Raw genomic sequence first — 18,577 nt, forward strand, 5'->3', positions numbered from 1 at the left:
CTGCCTTTTAAGCACACCCATGATTCATAGTGCCAAATTGGTAACACGACACTACTACCCAAGGTAATCCAACCTTGAGACATTATTACTACACATCAGGAGTATTTCCCTTTGATGTAACAAATGAGCCATGCACCTTCAATTCAAGACACATAACTCATTTTTCATACTCGATGAAATCGAGCAATTTTTTGCAAATCATTTTAGAAAAATTAACTAAATTTTTAACTTTTCTAAATTGACTTTTTCAATGAAATCTGTACAAATCTTGAAGGCTTTCTTTAACGATAAGCTCAAGAATCTGCTTATTTTTTGATTCCAGTTGTGGCAGAAATCCTAACATGTTCTCAAGCTTGGATTGATTTTTTTGACACATACCATCTATAAAGCAGCGAAATACACATATCAAATTATATTCTAATATACCGCCCTTTTGATAAAAGTTGCACTCCAATCGATCAAAAATAAACATTCTCTACAAATATTGCACAAAGCGCGCTCAGTTTGATTAAAAATAAATCAACCCATTTACCATATCGATTTTGATGATTTTAATTAACAACAAAACCCATAAATATTTAAGGTCAATTTTTTAAAATTCAAGCCTCACTTTATTCAAACAAACATTTTTCAACCAATTTTGATGATTTCGCAAAATAAAAAAGAAGCCCCTCTCGGGGCTCCTTTCTTGCCTAGAAAAAACAGATTAGCCTGCTTGATCTAACAACATGTTACGAATGTGACCAATTGCCTTTGTCGGGTTCAAACCTTTAGGACATACAGATACACAGTTCATGATCCCTTTACAACGGAACAAAGAGAATGGGTCGTCTAAACGAGCCAAACGCTCTTGTGTTGCTGTATCACGAGAGTCAATGATAAAGCGGTATGCATTTAACAATGCTGATGGTCCAAGGAACTTATCAGGGTTCCACCAGAATGATGGGCATGAAGTTGAACAACATGCACAAAGAATACATTCATACAAACCATCTAAGTGTTCACGTTCTGCTTGAGACTGTAAACGCTCTTTCGCTGGTGCTGGCTGATTGTTGATCAAGAACGGTTGAATCTTGTCATATTGATCATAGAACTGGTTCATGTCTACAACCAAGTCTTTTACAACTGGTAAACCAGGTAAAGGACGGATCACAATCTTCTCTGGTAAATCGTTCAGGTTCCACAAGCACGCTAAACCATTTTTACCATTGATGTTCACACCATCCGAACCACAAATACCTTCACGGCAAGAGCGACGGAATGTTAATGATTCATCCTGCACTTTCAACGCAAGTAACGCATCAAGCAACATACGGTGCTTATCGGTTAACTCAAGTTTGAAAGTTTGCATGTACGGCGCTTTATCCTTATCAGGATCATAGCGGTAGATTTCGAATGTACGAGTGCCTCTACTCATCTTTGTTCTCCCGATTAGAATGTACGTGGTTTAGGTTCAATTGCTTCAACCGTTAACGGGCTGAAACGCACTGGCTTATATTCAAGACGGTTGTCTGCTGAATACCATAATGTATGCTTCATCCACTCATCATCACGGCGACCGTAAGAATAAGTTGGGTGATCCGGTGCTAACTCATAGTCAACAACGGTATGCGCACCACGACATTCTTTACGTGCAGCAGCAGAAATCAGAGTCGCCTTCGCTACTTCATACAAGTTTTCAACTTCTAACGCTTCAACACGTGCTGTGTTAAATACGCGAGATTTGTCTTTCAAATGAATGTTACGAACACGTGATTCGATCGCAAGGATTTCTTTTACGCCTTTGTCAAGTAATGCCTGAGTACGGAATACACCCGCGTGATCTTGTACGATGTCACGGATCGCATCAGCAACTTCTTGTGCATTTTCGCCAGCAGTTGATTCGTCTAGTTTACGTACACGTTCTAGAGTATTTACCAATACATCTGTTGGAAGCGGTGCATAATCATCGCCATGATGCTTGGTTACATAATCAATGATGTGCTCGCCCGCTGCTTTACCAAATACTACAAGGTCAAGCAATGAGTTAGTACCTAAACGGTTTGCACCATGTACAGATACGCAAGAACATTCACCAATCGCGTAGAAACCTTTTACAGGCTTCACATAGTCACGCGTACCTTTATAAGAATACTCTTTAGTATCTTTATCATAGTGAGCAGAGAATTCACCCTCTTCCACACCATGCGGCACAACCACTTGACCATGAATATTCGTTGGAATACCACCCATTTGGTAATGGATTGTTGGTACAACTGGAATTGGCTCTTTCGTACAGTCAACGTTTGCGAACTTCTTACCAATCTCAAATACAGATGGAAGACGTTTCATAATCGTTTCAGCACCCAAGTGAGTCATATCAAGTAAGATATAATCCGCTTTAGGACCACAACCACGACCTTCTTTAATTTCCTGGTCCATTGAACGTGATACGAAGTCACGTGGCGCCAAGTCTTTCAAAGTTGGTGCATAACGTTCCATGAATGGTTCGCCGTCTTTGTTACGAAGGATACCACCTTCACCACGACAACCTTCAGTTAACAATACGCCTGCGCCCGCAACACCCGTTGGGTGGAATTGCCAGAATTCCATATCTTGTAATGGAATACCTGCACGAGCAGCCATACCAAGACCGTCACCAGTATTGATATAAGCATTGGTTGATGCACGGTAAACACGACCAGCACCACCTGTAGCGAATAAAGTCGCTTTCGCTTGGAATACAGCGATGTTACCAGTTTCCTGATCGATCGCTGTCACACCAAGAACATCACCCGCTTCGTTACGGATCAAGTCTAATGCAATCCACTCAACGTAGAACTGGGTGCCCATTTTTACGTTGCTTTGATATAAGGTATGTAATAACGCGTGACCTGTACGGTCAGCAGCAGCACACGCACGTGGAACAGCTTTTTCGCCGTAGTTTGCAGAGTGACCACCGAATGGACGCTGATAGATCGTACCGTCTTCGTTACGGTCAAAAGGCATACCCAAGTGTTCAAGCTCGTAAACAACTTTTGGCGCTTCACGGGTCATGAACTCGATTGCATCCTGATCGCCTAACCAGTCAGAACCTTTAACCGTGTCATAGAAGTGATAGTGCCAGTTATCTTCTTGCATGTTACCTAACGACGCACCAATACCACCTTGAGCAGCAACTGTATGCGAACGTGTCGGGAATACTTTGGTCAATACCGCAACTTTTAAACCAGCTTGAGCAAGTTGGTAAGCAGCGCGCATACCAGAACCACCACCACCGACGATAACCGCGTCGAAAGTGAGGTTTTGAATATTTGAATAATCTTCTTTAGGGTTAATTGCGCCCATGATCTCTTCCTATCAATTTGCCCAGAAAATCTGGATACCCCAGATTGCGTACACGATCACTGAAATAATGACAGCAGAAGTCAGTACAAGGCGTAAACCTGAAGCTGAAGGACCCATTTGACGAGTCGTTACATAATCAGTAAAGACTTGCCACATACCAATCCAAGCGTGTGCAACTAGCGATAACACTGCTAATAAAGAAAAAATCTTCATTGGCAAAGTCAGCATAAAGCCAGCCCACTGTTCATAACCAAATCCGCTATTGCAAAGGATCCAGCCTAATAAAACAATAGTGTATGCAGCCAACACCACAGCACTAACACGCTGGATATACCAATCGCGAGAACCTGAACCTGTTAAACCTGTAGCACTTTTCATCAGAACATAATCCATACGAATGCTGCGACAATACCAACCGCAGACAAGATCAATGAAACTGTAGCTGCGATACGACCGCTTTGTAATTCTTCAGCAAAACCGAGGTCAGCAAGCAAGTGCTTGATCCCTGCGATAAGGTGGAAAATTAATCCTGCTACAAATACCCATACGACGAAACGTACAATGATATTTCCGAAAACGACATTTTTAACGTAGTCAAATCCTTCTGGTGAAGATAAAGATTTATCCAAAATCCATAAAAGAACAGCGACTAATAAGAAAACGATTACACCTGATAGACGGTGTAGAATTGATGCAATAGCCACGGGTGAGCGTAAATTTACCGCTAACACCTGACCCATGGACAAATTGACAGGTCTGTTGCTTTTCACAGCGGGCATCCTGTAGGTAGAAACTCCATCCGGAGTTTGTTTGAATTAATTCAAAGGAAAGCTGGCATTGTTAGGCAAGCACAGCACATGCCTAACCTATAAACGACATCGAATTATAAAACGTGAAATATCAAAATACAAACAATCAGCTTTCGCTTTAGTCGAAAAAAACTTTAAATAAGAATCATTCACATGCATAATAACGACCAAAAATCCACCAAGTTCAGCCAAAAAATACTATCTATTTGTTTTGTAATGATAAAATTAAGATACTATTTTTTATAGATACTTTCCAATTTAATAAATTCTTTTCTTATATTTTCTCAAAATAATGCGTTTTTAAGTTTTTATTTGTCCAAATAATCACACTTTACGCATGCTTTAAAATAATACTTCTCATTTATATATTAAATATATTCAATTAATAATCTATTTTTATATTTCAACATTCAAAGCCAATGAGTCATTTTTTATACGATCAATTGCACCAAAATGAATCAAATATTAGTTTACATGTAAAGTTTTTAACCATTTTTTAATGACCAGTAAAGGCTAAACCTAGAGAACTACAGGCTTTTGAAAAGTGATAAGTATTTATTTTATAAGCATCAAAATATAGGCAATCTAAAAATTTACTTACAATTGTACTGATGCTTCATTTTTTTTATGCACCTAAAACTTGATTTGACATATTATACTCGACCGGTGCTGTGATTTTACTCAGTTTTTTCTTCGATACTGAATGACTAATTGACTGTAGCAACGTCATTTTTTATCCCTAAGTATAATTGACAAAATTTTAGTAGCCACTAATCTTATAGCAAATTTTGACACCGTCTGATTCGCACATGACAAGATTAGTATTTCGAGTCAGATAATCATTCACCAGGACAGGAGATCTATTGAATGTCTGCAGCAACTGGCAAAAAAGCCGTATTACAGCTTGATGGCAAAGAAATTGAATTACCAATTTACAGCGGCACATTGGGCCCAGATGTAATTGACGTTAAAGATGTATTAGCATCAGGTCACTTTACTTTCGATCCTGGTTTTATGGCGACAGCGGCTTGCGAATCTAAGATCACATTCATTGATGGTGACAAAGGTGTGTTATTACACCGTGGCTATCCGATTGATCAATTAGCGACTCAAGCAGACTACTTAGAAACTTGCTACTTATTATTAAATGGCGAGCTTCCAAATGCTGAACAAAAAGCAGAATTTGACGCTAAAGTACGTAACCACACGATGGTTCACGATCAAGTAAGCCGTTTCTTCAATGGTTTCCGTCGTGATGCTCACCCGATGGCGATAATGGTTGGTGTTGTTGGTGCGTTATCTGCGTTCTATCACAATGCGTTAGACATCGAAGATGTTAATCACCGTGAAATCACTGCGATTCGCTTAATCGCAAAAATCCCTACGCTTGCAGCGTGGAGCTACAAATACACTGTAGGTCAACCATTCATTTACCCACGTAATGACCTTGGTTATGCAGAAAACTTCTTACACATGATGTTTGCTACGCCTGCTGACCGTGATTACAAAGTAAATCCAGTTCTTGCTCGCGCAATGGATCGTATCTTCACGCTTCATGCTGACCACGAACAAAATGCGTCTACTTCTACAGTTCGTCTTGCTGGTTCTACTGGTGCGAATCCGTATGCATGTATCTCTGCTGGTATCTCAGCACTTTGGGGACCTGCTCACGGTGGTGCAAACGAAGCTGTACTTAAGATGCTTGATGAAATTGGTAGCGTAGAAAACGTTGCTGAATTCATGGAAAAAGTGAAGCGTAAAGAAGTTAAACTCATGGGCTTCGGTCACCGTGTTTACAAAAACTTCGACCCACGTGCGAAAGTCATGAAACAGACTTGTGACGAAGTTCTTGAAGCTTTAGGCATCAACGATCCACAATTGCAACTTGCAATGGAGCTTGAGCGTATTGCGCTTAGCGATCCGTACTTTGTAGAGCGTAAGCTTTACCCGAACGTAGATTTCTACTCAGGTATCATCTTAAAAGCGATTGGTATCCCAACAGAAATGTTTACGGTAATCTTCGCGCTTGCACGTACAGTAGGCTGGATCAGCCACTGGTTAGAAATGCACAGCGGTCCATACAAAATCGGTCGTCCACGTCAGCTTTACACAGGCTCGACTCAACGCGACATCAAACGTTAATTCATATTAGCGTTGATAAAAAAGGATGCTTATGCATCCTTTTTTTGTTTTATCCGTTATGCTTGAGAAAAATAACACCTACATACCCTTATATATGCCCCACTAAAATATTGAAGCAATGAATAAAAAGCCCGCTGTTTTATGCGAAACAACAATCACAGCATACGAAATGAAGATTCCGTCATTTGTGCTATTTTTGGCACTGATCGTACTCAGCTGGTTATTTTTGGTTTATTGCCTCTACGATTTTAGCCTTTACTATTTTTATCAAATTCTTCCCCTCTTTACTCAACTGCTTAATATTGCGTTGATGTTGGGTCTATTGATACCTGTTCTTTATCTTTATAACCAGCTTTATCAAAAATGTTTTAAGCAAACAATTACGCTTAAACTCTATCGGCAAGGTCTCGGTCTGGAAAAATCAGCGCAAACTTCTTTTTATCCTTGGCAAGATTTGATTCATATTCAACTCCGACAACATCATGCCCAGATCCATAGCTTAAACCTACTGACCAAAACAGTACCTTATCGGCAATATTTTTATTTTAATTCATGGATGTGGCCTGCCACTTTAACCCAACAACACAGTGAGTTTTTACAGTTTTGGAAAAAACTGGAATCTCTGGCTAAACAGCAACAATTCCAACGTACCAGCAATGCCAGTATCAACAAGAAAACCCATGTTGACATCATGACCTTGATCGCTGATCCACAGGCACATACTGCATTTCAGCGTAAACAAAAGTGGATTTCCACAGCTTTTATTCTTGGGATTTTAGCAAGTTTCAGTACGTTTATCGCTTTATTACTCTGGCATGAATTTGATGATGGTAGCGTCAAATTACCTGCTCAACAAACACAGTCGATCTCTGGGACAAATTTTGAAACTTTTCAAAATCAGGTCTATATTTTTAAACAAGGCCAAGGCACATTTTTACTTCCCGCTGCGAGTGCCAATCAATTTACAGGCTTAGCTTTAAACAATCTCCCTGATCGTGCCGATGAACTCTATAGTAATGTCGGCAAAACACCGCAACAGGTTTACTGGCAAGATCATGTGCTCACTCAGCTAGATCCAGCCCACACGCATTATTTAGGGAATGATTACACCAAAGATCAACAACACGTTTACTTTCAGAATAAGCCCCTAGCCAATGCAAATGCAGCTAGTTTTACTGCGATATTACATCCACAATTTAATGCACTCGGCTATTTCTATGCAAAAGATGATCGACAGGTCTATTATAAAACACATGCTTTAACCGACTTAAATCCACAACAGAGCACGGCTTTTCCCAACAGCAATGAATATATTCACGATCAGCAATTTGTCTATTTTCAAGATAAAAAGTTGGACAAGCTCAATGCGCAACACACCCAGATTTTTAGTAGCAGCAACCGTTTTAGTCAAAACCTGAGCCTAGCTACGGATGGTCAATCTTTTTATTTAAATGAGCATCCTCTCCCTCATGTGGCTGAACATAAGTTTTGGGGAACCGCCGCTGTCGATGCTTCACACTTACAACTGATTGGCCATCAAAGTAGTGAACCTTACCCAGGAAATTTCAGCTATATTTTTGCAGATCAGCAACACATTTATGTTTATGATGAATTTTATCAAAGCTTAAAAGTGCTCTATCGCTTTCCGCAGCCTGTCCACTTAAAGGTTTTAGCTGATCGCCGTTTTAGTGATGGTAAGCATATTTATACCATTCATGAAAAACTGTACCGCACTAAGGGCCGATCTTCTGGATCGACCTCTCATGGTTTTCGCATCAGTTTAATTCGTGAGTCAGATCAGCAGCACTTAGCCAGATATTTTGCCCGCAACCCAAGCTCATTAAAACTATCTAACCTGTTTCAACTTAACCATACTAGGTAGCACATGGATTAAATCTATTCACCCTCATCAAAGTGAATCTTTACAGCTAAAATCTTTGTTAAATCTCGTCTTCTTCTAATTCTAATGCACGCAATAAGGTGTTACTGATGCCATCTGCACGTAACCATGCCAGCTCATAGCTCGCTTTCGCCAAAGCCAATACACGACGTTCAAACTCATCCCAGATCGGTTTAACCTGAGCATCACCAATCCCAAGACCACTCTCATGAGACAAATGTTTATTCTTCTCACAAATCTTTAAGGCATGATAGAGCTTACGACCTTTACTAGCGCTCTCTAACACCCTGATCCGCTTATTCTGAATAAAGCCTTCAATATGTTGCAAGTTCGCATGTGGCAATAAAGGCACAAGAATTTGATCGAGCTGTGCATCTAAACGCTTCCACACCATCAAACGTTGCTCGGCAGTATAGGTATTCCACTGAATCACCTCGTGATTAAAGCGACGACAACCACGACAGACCAGATCACCAAATACCGTTGAACAGCGCCCTGCACATGGGGTCAATGATGGAATTCGACGATCATTACTCAAAACCAACTCCTATAAAACCATATTTATTTTATGGTTTTCTCGCTTATTTTCAGATTTCGCGCTAAGATATGCGCCTTATTTTCCTATCTTAATACATTTGGAGTTATCCATGAACGCTACTGTAGAACAGCTTGCACCTGTAGAACAGCAAGCGACCAATAATTGGGTTGTTGCAGCACTATATCAATTTAAAGAAGTTTCAGATGCAGCTGATCTGCAACAACGTCTTTTGGATTTAGTGAATAGCATCAATTTATGTGGAACTCTGATTGTCGCTTCTGAAGGAATTAACGGTACGGTTGCGGGTGACCGTGCTGCCATTGATACGCTTCATCAATTCCTTTTGAACGAAGGTTTTAACGCAATGGAATATAAAGAGTCTGAAAGCTCTGACAAACCATTCCGTAAAATGAAAATCAAGCTCAAAAAAGAAATTGTAACTTTAGGTGTAGAAGTGAAGCCACGTGATTTGGTTGGCCACTATCTTGATCCTAAAGAATGGAACGAGCTAATTAGCCGTGATGATGTGATTCTGATTGATACCCGTAATGACTATGAATATAAAGCGGGTACCTTCAAGGGTGCGATTGATCCTAAAACAGAAACTTTCCGTGAATTTCCTGAATACGTAAAACAGAACCTTGAACAGCATAAAGACAAGAAAATTGCGATGTTCTGTACTGGCGGTATCCGTTGTGAAAAATCGACCTCTCTCCTTCTTCAAGAAGGTTTTAATGAAGTCTATCACCTGAAAGGCGGTATTCTTAAATACCTAGAAGAAACTCCTGCTGAAGAAAGTATGTGGGAAGGTGAATGCTTCGTTTTTGACGGGCGCACTGCGGTTACTCACGGCGTTGAAGAAGGTGAAAATATCAAGTGTCACGCGTGTGGCTGGCCACTCACTAAAGTTGAAGCTGAGCTTCCAAGCTATGAACATGGCGTGTCTTGTGTTTACTGTATTGATAAAACCTCAGACAAGCAAAAAGCAGGCTTCCGTATGCGCCAGTCACAAATTGCGGCTGCTAAACGCAAACGTCTGTAAAACGCCAAACAAACTGTATTCAAGCCATAGTTAAACTATGGCTTTTTTATGACAATGATAAAATGATGTAACGATTCGCTGCTTGAGCATTACAACAAGCACAACTATGCTAAAAACAACAATCAAATGAATCATATAAGGGCGTTATGGGACTGGAACAATGGGTTCTATCTATCATGGAGAAACTGGGATATTTAGGTATCGCATTTTTAATGTTTCTGGATAACGTTTTCCCGCCTATTCCTTCAGAAATTATTATGCCCTCAGCGGGCTACACAGCATCGAAAGGTGAACTCACTCTCATCGGTGTGATTATGGCAGGCAGTGCCGGTTCTATTCTCGCAGCGATGCTGTTGTATTGGATAGGACGGAAGGTTCCTCAGCAACGTTTGTTTAATCTAACCGAACGCTACGGCAAGTATTTACGTATTCAAGTGTCTGATTTAGAAAAAGCACTAGACTGGTTCAACAAGCATGGGCATCGTATTGTCTTTTTTGGCAGAATGATTCCTGCGGTACGATCTTTGATTAGTATCCCTGCTGGCATGAGTAAAATGCCTTTTGCAAAGTTTATGTTTTATAGCATTGCAGGCACCTTAATCTGGACCAGCTTTCTGGCTTATTTAGGTTTTCATTTTAGTCAGAATCAGGCATTGATGAGCCTGATAATGCAACGTATCAGCACCATCATTTTAGTGATCGTTATTCTATATCTCTTGTGGTGGGCGATTAAGAAATTTTATCTCAACAAATCCAATCAATAACCCAAACCCTACGGTATTCAATCGACAATTCTCAAGATCACTAATTTAAAGTAGCCAACCATAACTGGCTTTGCTGCATCTGATCTCTTAGCCAATCTCTCAACAATAGCTTTCGAACATCCTCTTCAAACGGTTGTGCCGATAAAAGATAGTAAGATGAACCATCGGCATAGCCAGAGGCCACCTGTTGCAGCAAATGATATTTAAGTTCTCTTTCAACCATATAAGCCGAAACAACAGTTGTTCCCAACCCTGCCAGACAAGCTTCAATACATAAATAAAAATGCTCAAGAGAAACAGCTTTCATCTCCTTGAGTTGCGCTTGATGATGACGCTTAAATTGTTGCCACAATTGAGGCCTAGACTTGGAAATAAATACCTGATTTCCCGTAGACTGTGCATGCTGAGCTTTTACATAGAGCATTTGCTCATCTGCAATTTTTTCGCTGTAGACCGCAGTGCCCCAATCAAAATCATCTCTCCGTAGAGCCAAGTCAATATTTTGCGCCCTGAAATCGACCTCTCCTCCCGCAGTTAACAGACTGACCTCAAACTCAGGATAAAGCTGTTTAAATTGCGCTAAACGAGGAATCAGCCATTTCATTGCAATCGTTGGCTCGCAAGACAACACTAGATTCTTTTTTATGTCCGTCTGTTGTTGTAATTGTAATAAGCATTGATCAAGCTGCTGGAACACTTGCTGGCAACAATCAAATAAAATCTCACCTTGTTGGGTTAATCGTAATTTTCGTGCTTCCCGAATAAATAAAGCAAAACCGAGCATCTCTTCCAGACTTTTAAGCTGCTTACTCACTGCACCTTGTGTCACAAATAAGCGTTCTGCGGCAATCGTCATGCTTTCATAACGAGCAACATAATAAAAAAACTTAAGAGAATTCAAAGATAAACGCTCAATCATTCCAAAAACTCATGCATAGACAGGAATTAATTTCGTTTTTAAATATAACAAGAATATGAAAAATATAGAAATTGTTAAAATGATTAGCTTAGGAATAGATGAGTGAATGAAATAATTACGGTAGGCCTGGTCACCTTATTAGCCGTTATTAGTCCAGGTGCAGATTTTGCCCTCGTGAGCCGAAATAGTTATCTTTATGGTCGATCTTTGGGGCTCTGCACTGCTTATGGTATTGCTTGTGGTGTCTGGGTACATGTTGCATATAGCGTAATTGGATTAACGTTTTTACAGCATCACATTCCCAGCTTAATTCATATCATCCAATATATTGGAGCGACCTACCTGATTTATATTGGCTATAAGATATTCACTCAAGCGCCAGTTAGATTGAATGAAAAAAATATTGATCTGACCCGCTGGCAAGCATTTAAACATGGCTTTTTCACCAATAGTCTAAATCCTAAAACCACATTATTTGTCATGAGTATTTATTCTCAACTCATCGACACCGAAAATAGTAATATAACACTTCTCGGCTATGGGCTTTTTATTTCTGCAAGTCACCTCGCATGGTTTTGCATCATTGCCATTTTTTGTGCTACCCCAATGATTCGAAATAAGATTTTATCCAAGCAAATAATCATTAATCGTGTGATTGGTGCTGTACTCAGTGGTTTAGGGCTTAGTTTATTTTTTGCCACATTTTAAGGTTTAAAATAATAATCATTGTAATATAAATACCCTGATCTGATTTTAATCATAAAAATCCACCGATAAAAAAACGTCCTCTAGGGACGTTTTCATATTTATTTTTTCTAGGGCAACTTTTTTAAGCTGCTCCAGATGTAGCATTACGCTGGCGTATGATACATCAAATAGAGTTCATTCAAGTTTTCAGGAATTTCTTCTGCCAATTCATCCATTAGCTGACCATTACGGCGGAAAGATTCCATTTGTGGATCTTCTTCATCAATTCCGCTAAAGACCATGATCGGTAGGGTTAAGTCAATCAACTGTTCTTCAAACTCAGGCGCAAACCATGCATCTTCATTGAGGAACATTGCATCCACAAAACCAACACTCCAATCGCCTAAGCTAGACTCAACATCAGCTTCTTCGATTTCAAATGGAAACTCGATTCCATTTTCATTGGCTAAATCCTGACGAATAGATTCCAACCAAAGCTTCACCTGCTCAAGTACTTCAGCAGGAAGTTTTTTCTGGTTACCTTCGAAAAGTTCATCTAACCAACGATCAAATTGTGGACCAACGGCAATTGCACACAAAAAGCCATGAGTCGCTGCAAAATCTAGACCGTATTCGTTTTGATCACCGTCAAGATAATTACTCAATAAGTCTAAATCTAACGTGCTCATTCTTTGTTTAATCCAATTTTAAAAATACATCGGCAACAGCATAACATTTTCGGGCGTGAAGTCTTAGCAATTTCGCTTAGTCTTCGTCGTCAAGGTCATCATCGTCGAAATCATAGTCAAAATCTTTTAATTCTCGTTCTAAACGACGTTGAGCTAAAAGGTCATCAATTAAACGGCGCTTTTCTAATGATTCTTTAGCGCTGATTTTTCCTGATGACTCATCAAAACCAACATCATCTTCACCGTAGTTATCATCATCTAGTTCAAAATCTGTAGAAGACACTAAGTACCTCTAATGAAAAAATGTTAATGGGTCTAGCCGCTATTTATCGGTCTTGGCCCACCTTGTCAAGTTTTATTTGTTTTTTTTACCATAAAACCGTGTTTTGTAGTTTTTTTCGGCAGTTTTTTTGTGTATTTATAATCCAGAGACATTAACAATGAAAAAAGTTCTTTAAACAGGAATTACGCTTGAAAAATTATGACTTAACCCCATATTCAATGAACAAACGTGAAATCAAATCTATTTTTTATTTAGAGCAAACGGATCAAATCCAAAACATTCATCGTGAATTGTGCTATCATGCACGGTTTTTCACCGCCACAGATTCAACAAAAGAGTAAGCAAAGATGAGCGATATGAATTCCCCTACTTCGCAAGTAGCGGCTCTGATTAGCCGAGGCAAAGAGCAAGGTTATTTAACTTACGCTGAGGTTAACGATCATCTACCAGACTCAATTACGGAAAGTGAGCAGATTGAAGACATCATCCAGATGCTTCAAGACGTTGGTATTCCAGTGCATGAACGTGCGCCAGAAACTGATGACACCATGTTTGGTGAATCAACTGAAGCTGCTGACGAAGTTGCCGAAGAAGAAGCTGCTGCCGTATTAGCATCGGTTGAAAGTGAGCCTGGTCGTACCACTGACCCTGTACGTATGTATATGCGTGAAATGGGTACAGTTGAACTTCTTACACGTGAAGGCGAAATTAGCATTGCAAAACGCATCGAAGAAGGTATTCGTGACGTTTTACATTCGATTGCTTACTGGCCAAATGCTGTTGAAGTTGTTTTACAAGAATATAATGATTTTTTAACTGGCGAACGTCGTCTTGCCGATATTCTTTCTGGCTATTTAGATCCGGAAACTGACGAAGAAATTCCAGAAGTTCTGGAAGAAGCTGAGATTGAAGAAGAAGATGAAGAGAAAGATTCTTCTAAAGCCAAAGACGTCAAACTTGATGATGATGACGAAGAAGAAGAATCTGAAGGTGATGATGACTCTGAAGGTGATTCAGGTCCAGACCCAGAAGTTGCTAAAGTTCGTTTCTCAGAATTAGAAGCGGCTTGGAACGAAACAAAAACAGTTGTGGCAAAACACGGTCGTAACAGTGAAGAAGCGAAAGCGGCACTCGAAGCGCTTGCTGCTGTGTTCATGATGTTCAAATTTACGCCACGTCTGTTTGAAATCATTTCAGAAATGATTCGTGGTACACATGAACAAATCCGTTCAAATGAACGTGAAATCATGCGTTATGCAGTGCGTCGTGGTCGTATGGACCGTAACCAGTTCCGTACCACCTTCCCAGAGCAAGAATCAAATCCTGCATGGTTAGACGAACAGATTGCAAAAGCACCTGCTGAAACCAAAGCACATTTGGAAAAAGTACGTCCAGACGTATTGGCATTCCAGCAAAAGATTGCCGATATCGAGAAAGACCTTGGCTTAAACGTTAAAGACATCAAAGAGATTTCTAAACGTATGGCTGTGGGCGAAGCGAAAGCACGCCGTGCCAAAAAAGAAATGGTTGAGGCCAACTTGCGTTTGGTAATTTCGATTGCGAAAAAATACACCAACCGTGGCTTACAGTTCCTCGATCTTATTCAGGAAGGTAACATCGGTTTGATGAAAGCCGTAGACAAGTTTGAATATCGTCGTGGTTATAAATTCTCGACTTATGCAACTTGGTGGATTCGTCAGGCGATTACCCGTTCGATTGCGGATCAGGCACGTACCATTCGTATTCCAGTACACATGATTGAAACGATCAACAAGATTAACCGTGTGTCACGTCAGCTACTTCAAGAAATGGGCCGTGAGCCTACACCTGAAGAATTAGGTGAACGTCTGGAAATGGACGAAGTTAAGGTTCGTAAAGTACTTAAAATCGCAAAAGAACCGATTTCGATGGAAACACCGATCGGTGATGATGAAGATTCGCATCTTGGTGACTTCATTGAGGACTCAAACATCACTTCTCCAGTAGATGCTGCGACCTCGGAAGGCTTGAAAGAAGCGACGCGTGAAGTGCTTGAAAACCTGACTGAACGTGAAGCAAAAGTATTGAAAATGCGTTTTGGTATCGACATGCCAACCGATCATACTTTAGAAGAAGTAGGTAAACAGTTTGACGTTACACGTGAACGTATTCGTCAGATTGAAGCGAAAGCATTACGTAAGCTTCGTCATCCTTCTCGTTCTGAACACTTACGTTCATTCCTGGAAAACGACTAATCTTTGGGACATCTTGAGTGAGGGTTAAAGCCCTTGCTCAAGACTTGAAGTTCAATACTTCATCCCCATCTATGTATTAGATCAAAAGCGCCTGCACTGATGCAGGCGTTTCAAATTAAGAGGTTGCTCATGTTAGACCGCACTCCTTCTCGTGAATTACAAGAACATCTTTGGGTCTTCCCAATGGACTATCCAATCAAATTGATTGGTAATGCAGGGGATGAACTTCGAGTCGCTGTTGTTGATATTTTGCAGAAGCACTTCCCTGAATTTGATGGCAACTCAGTAAAAGTTCAGCCTTCACGTACAGGTAAATACCACTCTTTAACAGCCCAATTACGCTTTGAAGAGCTGGAACAAGTTCATGCGTTATATGCTGATCTTGCAGCCTGTCCTTTAATCAAGACAGCGCTTTAATAGAGAAATCCAAAATACGAAAGTGTTTTGGATTTTTTTTGCGTAAAAATAATATCCTTCCTGTTGATAAATCGCTATTTATCTTCTCAAAATCATTACATAATTACGCCACTAACCCATTAAAAGTTGCAAAGGAAATTCTGTTGTAATGAGTGCTGTAAAACCAAGCTTAATTATTCGTTGTTTCAATGATCTACAAGATTACACGACTCGTTTTGAAGCCATGAAGGACTTCACAACCCATCGTGATGAAAACACCCCTGATGAAGTCTGGTTATTACAACATCAGGATGTTTTGACCCAAGGTCAAGCAGGTAAAGCCGAACACATCCTCATGCACAGTAATCTGCCAATTGTTCATACAGATCGTGGTGGTCAAGTCACTTGGCATGGCAAAGGCCAACTGGTTGCTTATTTCCTATTAGATCTCAATCGCTTGAAATGGCATGTCCGTACTTTGGTGAGCTTTGCCGAGCAAGCCATGATTGACTTGCTCAAACAGTACAATATCGATGCCTACGCCAAACCAGATGCCCCTGGGGTGTATGTGGATGGACGAAAAATCGGTTCATTAGGCTTTAAGATTCGTCGTGGTCGTAGCTATCATGGTCTTGCGCTCAATATTGATTGTGACTTAACAGGCTTTCAAACCATTAACCCATGTGGCTATGCAGGTTTAGAAATGGTGCGCCTGCAAGACTTACTTGAAGATTATCCAAGCTTTGAACAGCTCTGTGATACTTTCATTGCTTATTTAAAAAATACCGATTTGTTTAATGACCTTGTAGTCAAATCTGAATAATTTACTTTTCAATCCCGACAAAATAAATTAGAGTAAAAGCTCTAAATTAGCTTTTGCATAATTTTAATAAGGGATGAGCAAGTGATTTCAACCAAAGCAGTGAAGCCCACTTTGCAATTTGCCTATGTCAAACTCATGATGGATGTCGTGGGTCGTGGCCTCGTGATGGCAAGCCAAGTGGATCGTGAAGTACAAGAGGAAGTGTCCAAGTTTCCTGTTGGTTTTATCCTTTCAATGAATGTTTTTCCAAATGGGCCTGCATTCATTGCTCGAGTGACCGAAGAAAGACAATTAGAGCTTCTGCCAAACTACAAAGGCAAGCCAGATTTAACCATTACTTTCAAACATCTGACCCATGCCTTTCTGGTATTTTCATTTCAGGAAAGTACAGCTCAAGCCTTTGCCAATGACCGTATGATCGCTGATGGTGATGTCTCCAGCGCCATTCGTCTAGTGCGTTGCCTGAATAAAATGGAAGCCTTGATCCTACCAAAATTGATCGCTTCACTTGCTGTAAAACGCTACCCTGCTGAATTGACATTAAAAGAAAAATTCGCAGGTGCAAAAAATATTTATCTTAAAGTCGCAAAATCATATCTGAAACGGAGCGCATAACATGGCTAAGCCTTATTACGAGTTTTTCTGTCCTGTAAAAGTCATTGCTGGTAACGCTGCGTTAGAGCACATCCCTTTTGAATTAGCGACTTTAGGCGCAAAACGCCCAATGATCATTACCGATAAAGGCGTACGTGCCAATGGTTTACTCAGCCCAATCGAAGCTGCTTTCAGCACAACTGATGCAGTCATTGGTGCGATTTTTGATGATGTGCCACCCGATTCAAGTCTGGAAGTGGTTCGCCTAGCTGCTGAACTATATCGCAAGCAAAAATGTGATGCGATCATTGCGATTGGTGGAGGTTCAGTCATTGATACCTCTAAAGCAACCAACATCTTGGTGTCTGAAGGTGGCGATGACCTATTGCAATATTCAGGTGCGCACAATCTACCAAAACCACTAAAACCATTCTTCGTGATTCCAACCACTTCTGGTACAGGTTCAGAAGTGACCATGGTGGCTGTGGTTTCTGATACGCAACGCAATGTAAAACTGGCTTTTGCCTCTTACTATTTGATGCCACATGCTGCGATTCTGGATCCACGCATGACCCAAACCTTGCCACCGCATTTGACAGCTATGACAGGTATGGATGCACTGACGCACTGTGTCGAAGCCTATACCTGTTTGGCAGCCAATCCGCTTAGTGATGCCTATGCAAGCGCAGGGATTAAAAAGATCAGCGAAAACCTGTTTAAAGTTTTAGACAATCCTAGTGATGCACAAGGTCGTCTAGAACTTGCTCAAGCATCAACAATGGCTGGGATCGCTTTCTCAAACTCAATGGTTGGCTTAGTCCATTCACTGGGTCATGCGCTTGGTGCCGTTGCTCATCTGCCGCATGGATTGTGCATGAACCTATTCTTGCCATACGTGCTCGAATATAACAAAGAGATCAATGGCGACAAGATTGGCGAATTACTGCTTCCACTTGCAGGTGCGGATATTTACGCACAAACACCTGCAAATCTCCGTGCAGATAAAGCCATTGCCACAGTGCTTGCCATGCGTGACCGCTTATTTAGTCTAACCAAGTTACCACGTACCTTACGTGAAACTGGTAAAGTCACCGAAGCACAACTGGATGAAGTGGCTGAAAAGGCATTGAATGATGGCTCAATCATTTACAATCCAAAAGAAGCAAACCTGCAGGATATTCGTGCAATCCTGCAAAAAGCATGGTAATACATTGAATTAAATAATTTTAATTGGAATAAAGCCTCAATTTTGAGGCTTTATTTTATTTCAGTGAATCTTTATTCATCTTTTTGTTTACCCTTTTGGCAAAAAAGTTGCTAAAAAAAGTGTAAAAGTACTGCCAATTTATAGCGTTTTACGATAGATTGGCGCACTTCGTTTTTTCTGTAGGGGGGATCATTTCGTCTCAAATGATCCTTAAACCATAGCT

At 40.4% G+C, this 18,577-nt stretch carries 18 protein-coding genes; 10 read left to right on the forward strand and 8 right to left on the reverse strand.

Annotated elements, in window-relative coordinates:
* Positions 1-706: 706 nt before the first annotated feature.
* Genes PJ15_RS07825 through sdhC form a run of 4 tightly spaced genes read right to left on the reverse strand, consistent with a single transcriptional unit; the run spans position 707 to position 4,106 of the window.
* On the reverse strand, positions 707-1,417 hold the full coding sequence (locus PJ15_RS07825; protein ID WP_004664446.1) for a succinate dehydrogenase iron-sulfur subunit: 711 nt from the start codon (positions 1,415-1,417) through the stop codon (positions 707-709).
* 14 nt (positions 1,418-1,431) lie between these two features.
* The gene (gene sdhA, locus PJ15_RS07830; RefSeq protein ID WP_004775167.1) at positions 1,432-3,327 is read right to left on the reverse strand and encodes a succinate dehydrogenase flavoprotein subunit; all 1,896 of its coding nucleotides are present in this window, start codon (positions 3,325-3,327) and stop codon (positions 1,432-1,434) included.
* A 12-nt stretch (positions 3,328-3,339) separates the two neighbouring features.
* On the reverse strand, positions 3,340-3,705 hold the full coding sequence (gene sdhD / locus PJ15_RS07835; RefSeq protein ID WP_004775170.1) for a succinate dehydrogenase, hydrophobic membrane anchor protein: 366 nt from the start codon (positions 3,703-3,705) through the stop codon (positions 3,340-3,342).
* Positions 3,705-4,106, reverse strand: coding sequence for a succinate dehydrogenase, cytochrome b556 subunit (gene sdhC, locus PJ15_RS07840; protein WP_050560019.1), 402 nt, complete (start codon positions 4,104-4,106; stop codon positions 3,705-3,707). Before sdhC ends, sdhD begins: the two co-directional genes overlap by 1 nt.
* An 897-nt stretch (positions 4,107-5,003) precedes the next feature.
* Here sdhC and gltA point away from each other — a divergent pair.
* Together gltA and PJ15_RS07850 are read left to right on the forward strand one after the other, a co-directional pair.
* Positions 5,004-6,278: a citrate synthase gene (gene gltA, locus PJ15_RS07845; RefSeq protein ID WP_004775175.1), complete on the forward strand. Its 1,275-nt coding sequence runs from the start codon at positions 5,004-5,006 to the stop codon at positions 6,276-6,278.
* Positions 6,279-6,396: 118 nt separating this feature from the next.
* Positions 6,397-8,160, forward strand: a complete 1,764-nt coding sequence (locus PJ15_RS07850; RefSeq protein WP_047429546.1) for a DKNYY domain-containing protein — start codon at positions 6,397-6,399, stop codon at positions 8,158-8,160.
* 58 nt (positions 8,161-8,218) lie between these two features.
* Here PJ15_RS07850 and PJ15_RS07855 read toward each other — a convergent pair whose 3' ends face one another.
* On the reverse strand, positions 8,219-8,716 hold the full coding sequence (locus PJ15_RS07855; protein ID WP_047429549.1) for a DUF1289 domain-containing protein: 498 nt from the start codon (positions 8,714-8,716) through the stop codon (positions 8,219-8,221).
* Positions 8,717-8,825: 109 nt separating this feature from the next.
* On the opposite strand from PJ15_RS07855, the gene PJ15_RS07860 reads away from it, so the two are divergent.
* Both PJ15_RS07860 and PJ15_RS07865 read left to right on the forward strand, forming a co-directional pair.
* Positions 8,826-9,758, forward strand: coding sequence for a rhodanese-related sulfurtransferase (locus PJ15_RS07860; protein ID WP_004775180.1), 933 nt, complete (start codon positions 8,826-8,828; stop codon positions 9,756-9,758).
* Positions 9,759-9,904: 146 nt separating this feature from the next.
* Positions 9,905-10,522, forward strand: coding sequence for a DedA family protein (locus PJ15_RS07865; protein ID WP_047429552.1), 618 nt, complete (start codon positions 9,905-9,907; stop codon positions 10,520-10,522).
* A 40-nt stretch (positions 10,523-10,562) separates the two neighbouring features.
* Here the strand turns inward: PJ15_RS07865 and PJ15_RS07870 are convergent, their stop codons facing one another.
* On the reverse strand, positions 10,563-11,441 hold the full coding sequence (locus PJ15_RS07870; RefSeq protein ID WP_047429554.1) for a LysR family transcriptional regulator: 879 nt from the start codon (positions 11,439-11,441) through the stop codon (positions 10,563-10,565).
* A 102-nt stretch (positions 11,442-11,543) separates the two neighbouring features.
* Here PJ15_RS07870 and PJ15_RS07875 point away from each other — a divergent pair, with 102 nt between their 5' ends.
* Positions 11,544-12,149 (forward strand): LysE family translocator, encoded by a 606-nt coding sequence (locus PJ15_RS07875; RefSeq protein ID WP_047429557.1) that lies wholly within the window; start codon positions 11,544-11,546, stop codon positions 12,147-12,149.
* A 143-nt stretch (positions 12,150-12,292) separates the two neighbouring features.
* On the opposite strand, the gene PJ15_RS07880 is transcribed toward PJ15_RS07875, so the two are convergent.
* Together PJ15_RS07880 and PJ15_RS07885 are read right to left on the reverse strand one after the other, a co-directional pair.
* Positions 12,293-12,817 (reverse strand): YecA family protein, encoded by a 525-nt coding sequence (locus PJ15_RS07880; RefSeq protein ID WP_004775188.1) that lies wholly within the window; start codon positions 12,815-12,817, stop codon positions 12,293-12,295.
* 76 nt (positions 12,818-12,893) lie between these two features.
* A complete protein-coding gene (locus PJ15_RS07885; protein WP_004775189.1) occupies positions 12,894-13,100 on the reverse strand; it encodes a PA3496 family putative envelope integrity protein in 207 nt (68 codons plus the stop codon).
* A gap of 347 nt (positions 13,101-13,447) precedes the next feature.
* On the opposite strand from PJ15_RS07885, the gene rpoD reads away from it, so the two are divergent.
* The 5 genes from rpoD to PJ15_RS07910 all read left to right on the forward strand — a co-directional run bounded on the left by rpoD (position 13,448) and on the right by PJ15_RS07910 (position 18,354).
* Positions 13,448-15,334 carry an RNA polymerase sigma factor RpoD gene (gene rpoD, locus PJ15_RS07890; protein ID WP_004775191.1) on the forward strand — a complete coding sequence of 629 codons (1,887 nt, stop codon included), beginning with the start codon at positions 13,448-13,450 and terminating at the stop codon, positions 15,332-15,334.
* 129 nt (positions 15,335-15,463) lie between these two features.
* Positions 15,464-15,751, forward strand: a complete 288-nt coding sequence (locus tag PJ15_RS07895; RefSeq protein ID WP_004775193.1) for a YbeD family protein — start codon at positions 15,464-15,466, stop codon at positions 15,749-15,751.
* A 148-nt stretch (positions 15,752-15,899) separates the two neighbouring features.
* Complete coding sequence (lipB, locus tag PJ15_RS07900; RefSeq protein WP_047429560.1) at positions 15,900-16,553, forward strand: lipoyl(octanoyl) transferase LipB; 654 nt, start codon at positions 15,900-15,902, stop codon at positions 16,551-16,553.
* Positions 16,554-16,634: 81 nt separating this feature from the next.
* Positions 16,635-17,168, forward strand: a complete 534-nt coding sequence (locus PJ15_RS07905) for a hypothetical protein (RefSeq protein WP_047429569.1) — start codon at positions 16,635-16,637, stop codon at positions 17,166-17,168.
* 1 nt (position 17,169) lies between these two features.
* A complete protein-coding gene (locus PJ15_RS07910; RefSeq protein ID WP_005259214.1) occupies positions 17,170-18,354 on the forward strand; it encodes an iron-containing alcohol dehydrogenase in 1,185 nt (394 codons plus the stop codon).
* Positions 18,355-18,577 lie beyond the last annotated feature (223 nt).

This window comes from Acinetobacter sp. neg1 (genome assembly GCF_000788125.1).
GTDB lineage: Bacteria > Pseudomonadota > Gammaproteobacteria > Pseudomonadales > Moraxellaceae > Acinetobacter > Acinetobacter vivianii.

Excerpts from the sequence above, each read along its gene's own strand:
- PJ15_RS07825 (WP_004664446.1), bottom strand. The coding sequence starts at position 1,417 with ATGAGTAGAGGCACTCGTACATTCGAAATCTACCGCTATGATCCTGAT.
- sdhA (WP_004775167.1), bottom strand. The coding sequence starts at position 3,327 with ATGGGCGCAATTAACCCTAAAGAAGATTATTCAAATATTCAAAACCTC.
- sdhD (WP_004775170.1), bottom strand. The coding sequence starts at position 3,705 with ATGAAAAGTGCTACAGGTTTAACAGGTTCAGGTTCTCGCGATTGGTAT.
- sdhC (WP_050560019.1), bottom strand. The coding sequence starts at position 4,106 with ATGCCCGCTGTGAAAAGCAACAGACCTGTCAATTTGTCCATGGGTCAG.
- gltA (WP_004775175.1), top strand. The coding sequence starts at position 5,004 with ATGTCTGCAGCAACTGGCAAAAAAGCCGTATTACAGCTTGATGGCAAA.
- PJ15_RS07850 (WP_047429546.1), top strand. The coding sequence starts at position 6,397 with ATGAATAAAAAGCCCGCTGTTTTATGCGAAACAACAATCACAGCATAC.
- PJ15_RS07860 (WP_004775180.1), top strand. The coding sequence starts at position 8,826 with ATGAACGCTACTGTAGAACAGCTTGCACCTGTAGAACAGCAAGCGACC.
- PJ15_RS07865 (WP_047429552.1), top strand. The coding sequence starts at position 9,905 with ATGGGACTGGAACAATGGGTTCTATCTATCATGGAGAAACTGGGATAT.
- PJ15_RS07870 (WP_047429554.1), bottom strand. The coding sequence starts at position 11,441 with ATGATTGAGCGTTTATCTTTGAATTCTCTTAAGTTTTTTTATTATGTT.
- PJ15_RS07880 (WP_004775188.1), bottom strand. The coding sequence starts at position 12,817 with ATGAGCACGTTAGATTTAGACTTATTGAGTAATTATCTTGACGGTGAT.
- rpoD (WP_004775191.1), top strand. The coding sequence starts at position 13,448 with ATGAGCGATATGAATTCCCCTACTTCGCAAGTAGCGGCTCTGATTAGC.
- PJ15_RS07895 (WP_004775193.1), top strand. The coding sequence starts at position 15,464 with ATGTTAGACCGCACTCCTTCTCGTGAATTACAAGAACATCTTTGGGTC.
- lipB (WP_047429560.1), top strand. The coding sequence starts at position 15,900 with ATGAGTGCTGTAAAACCAAGCTTAATTATTCGTTGTTTCAATGATCTA.
- PJ15_RS07910 (WP_005259214.1), top strand. The coding sequence starts at position 17,170 with ATGGCTAAGCCTTATTACGAGTTTTTCTGTCCTGTAAAAGTCATTGCT.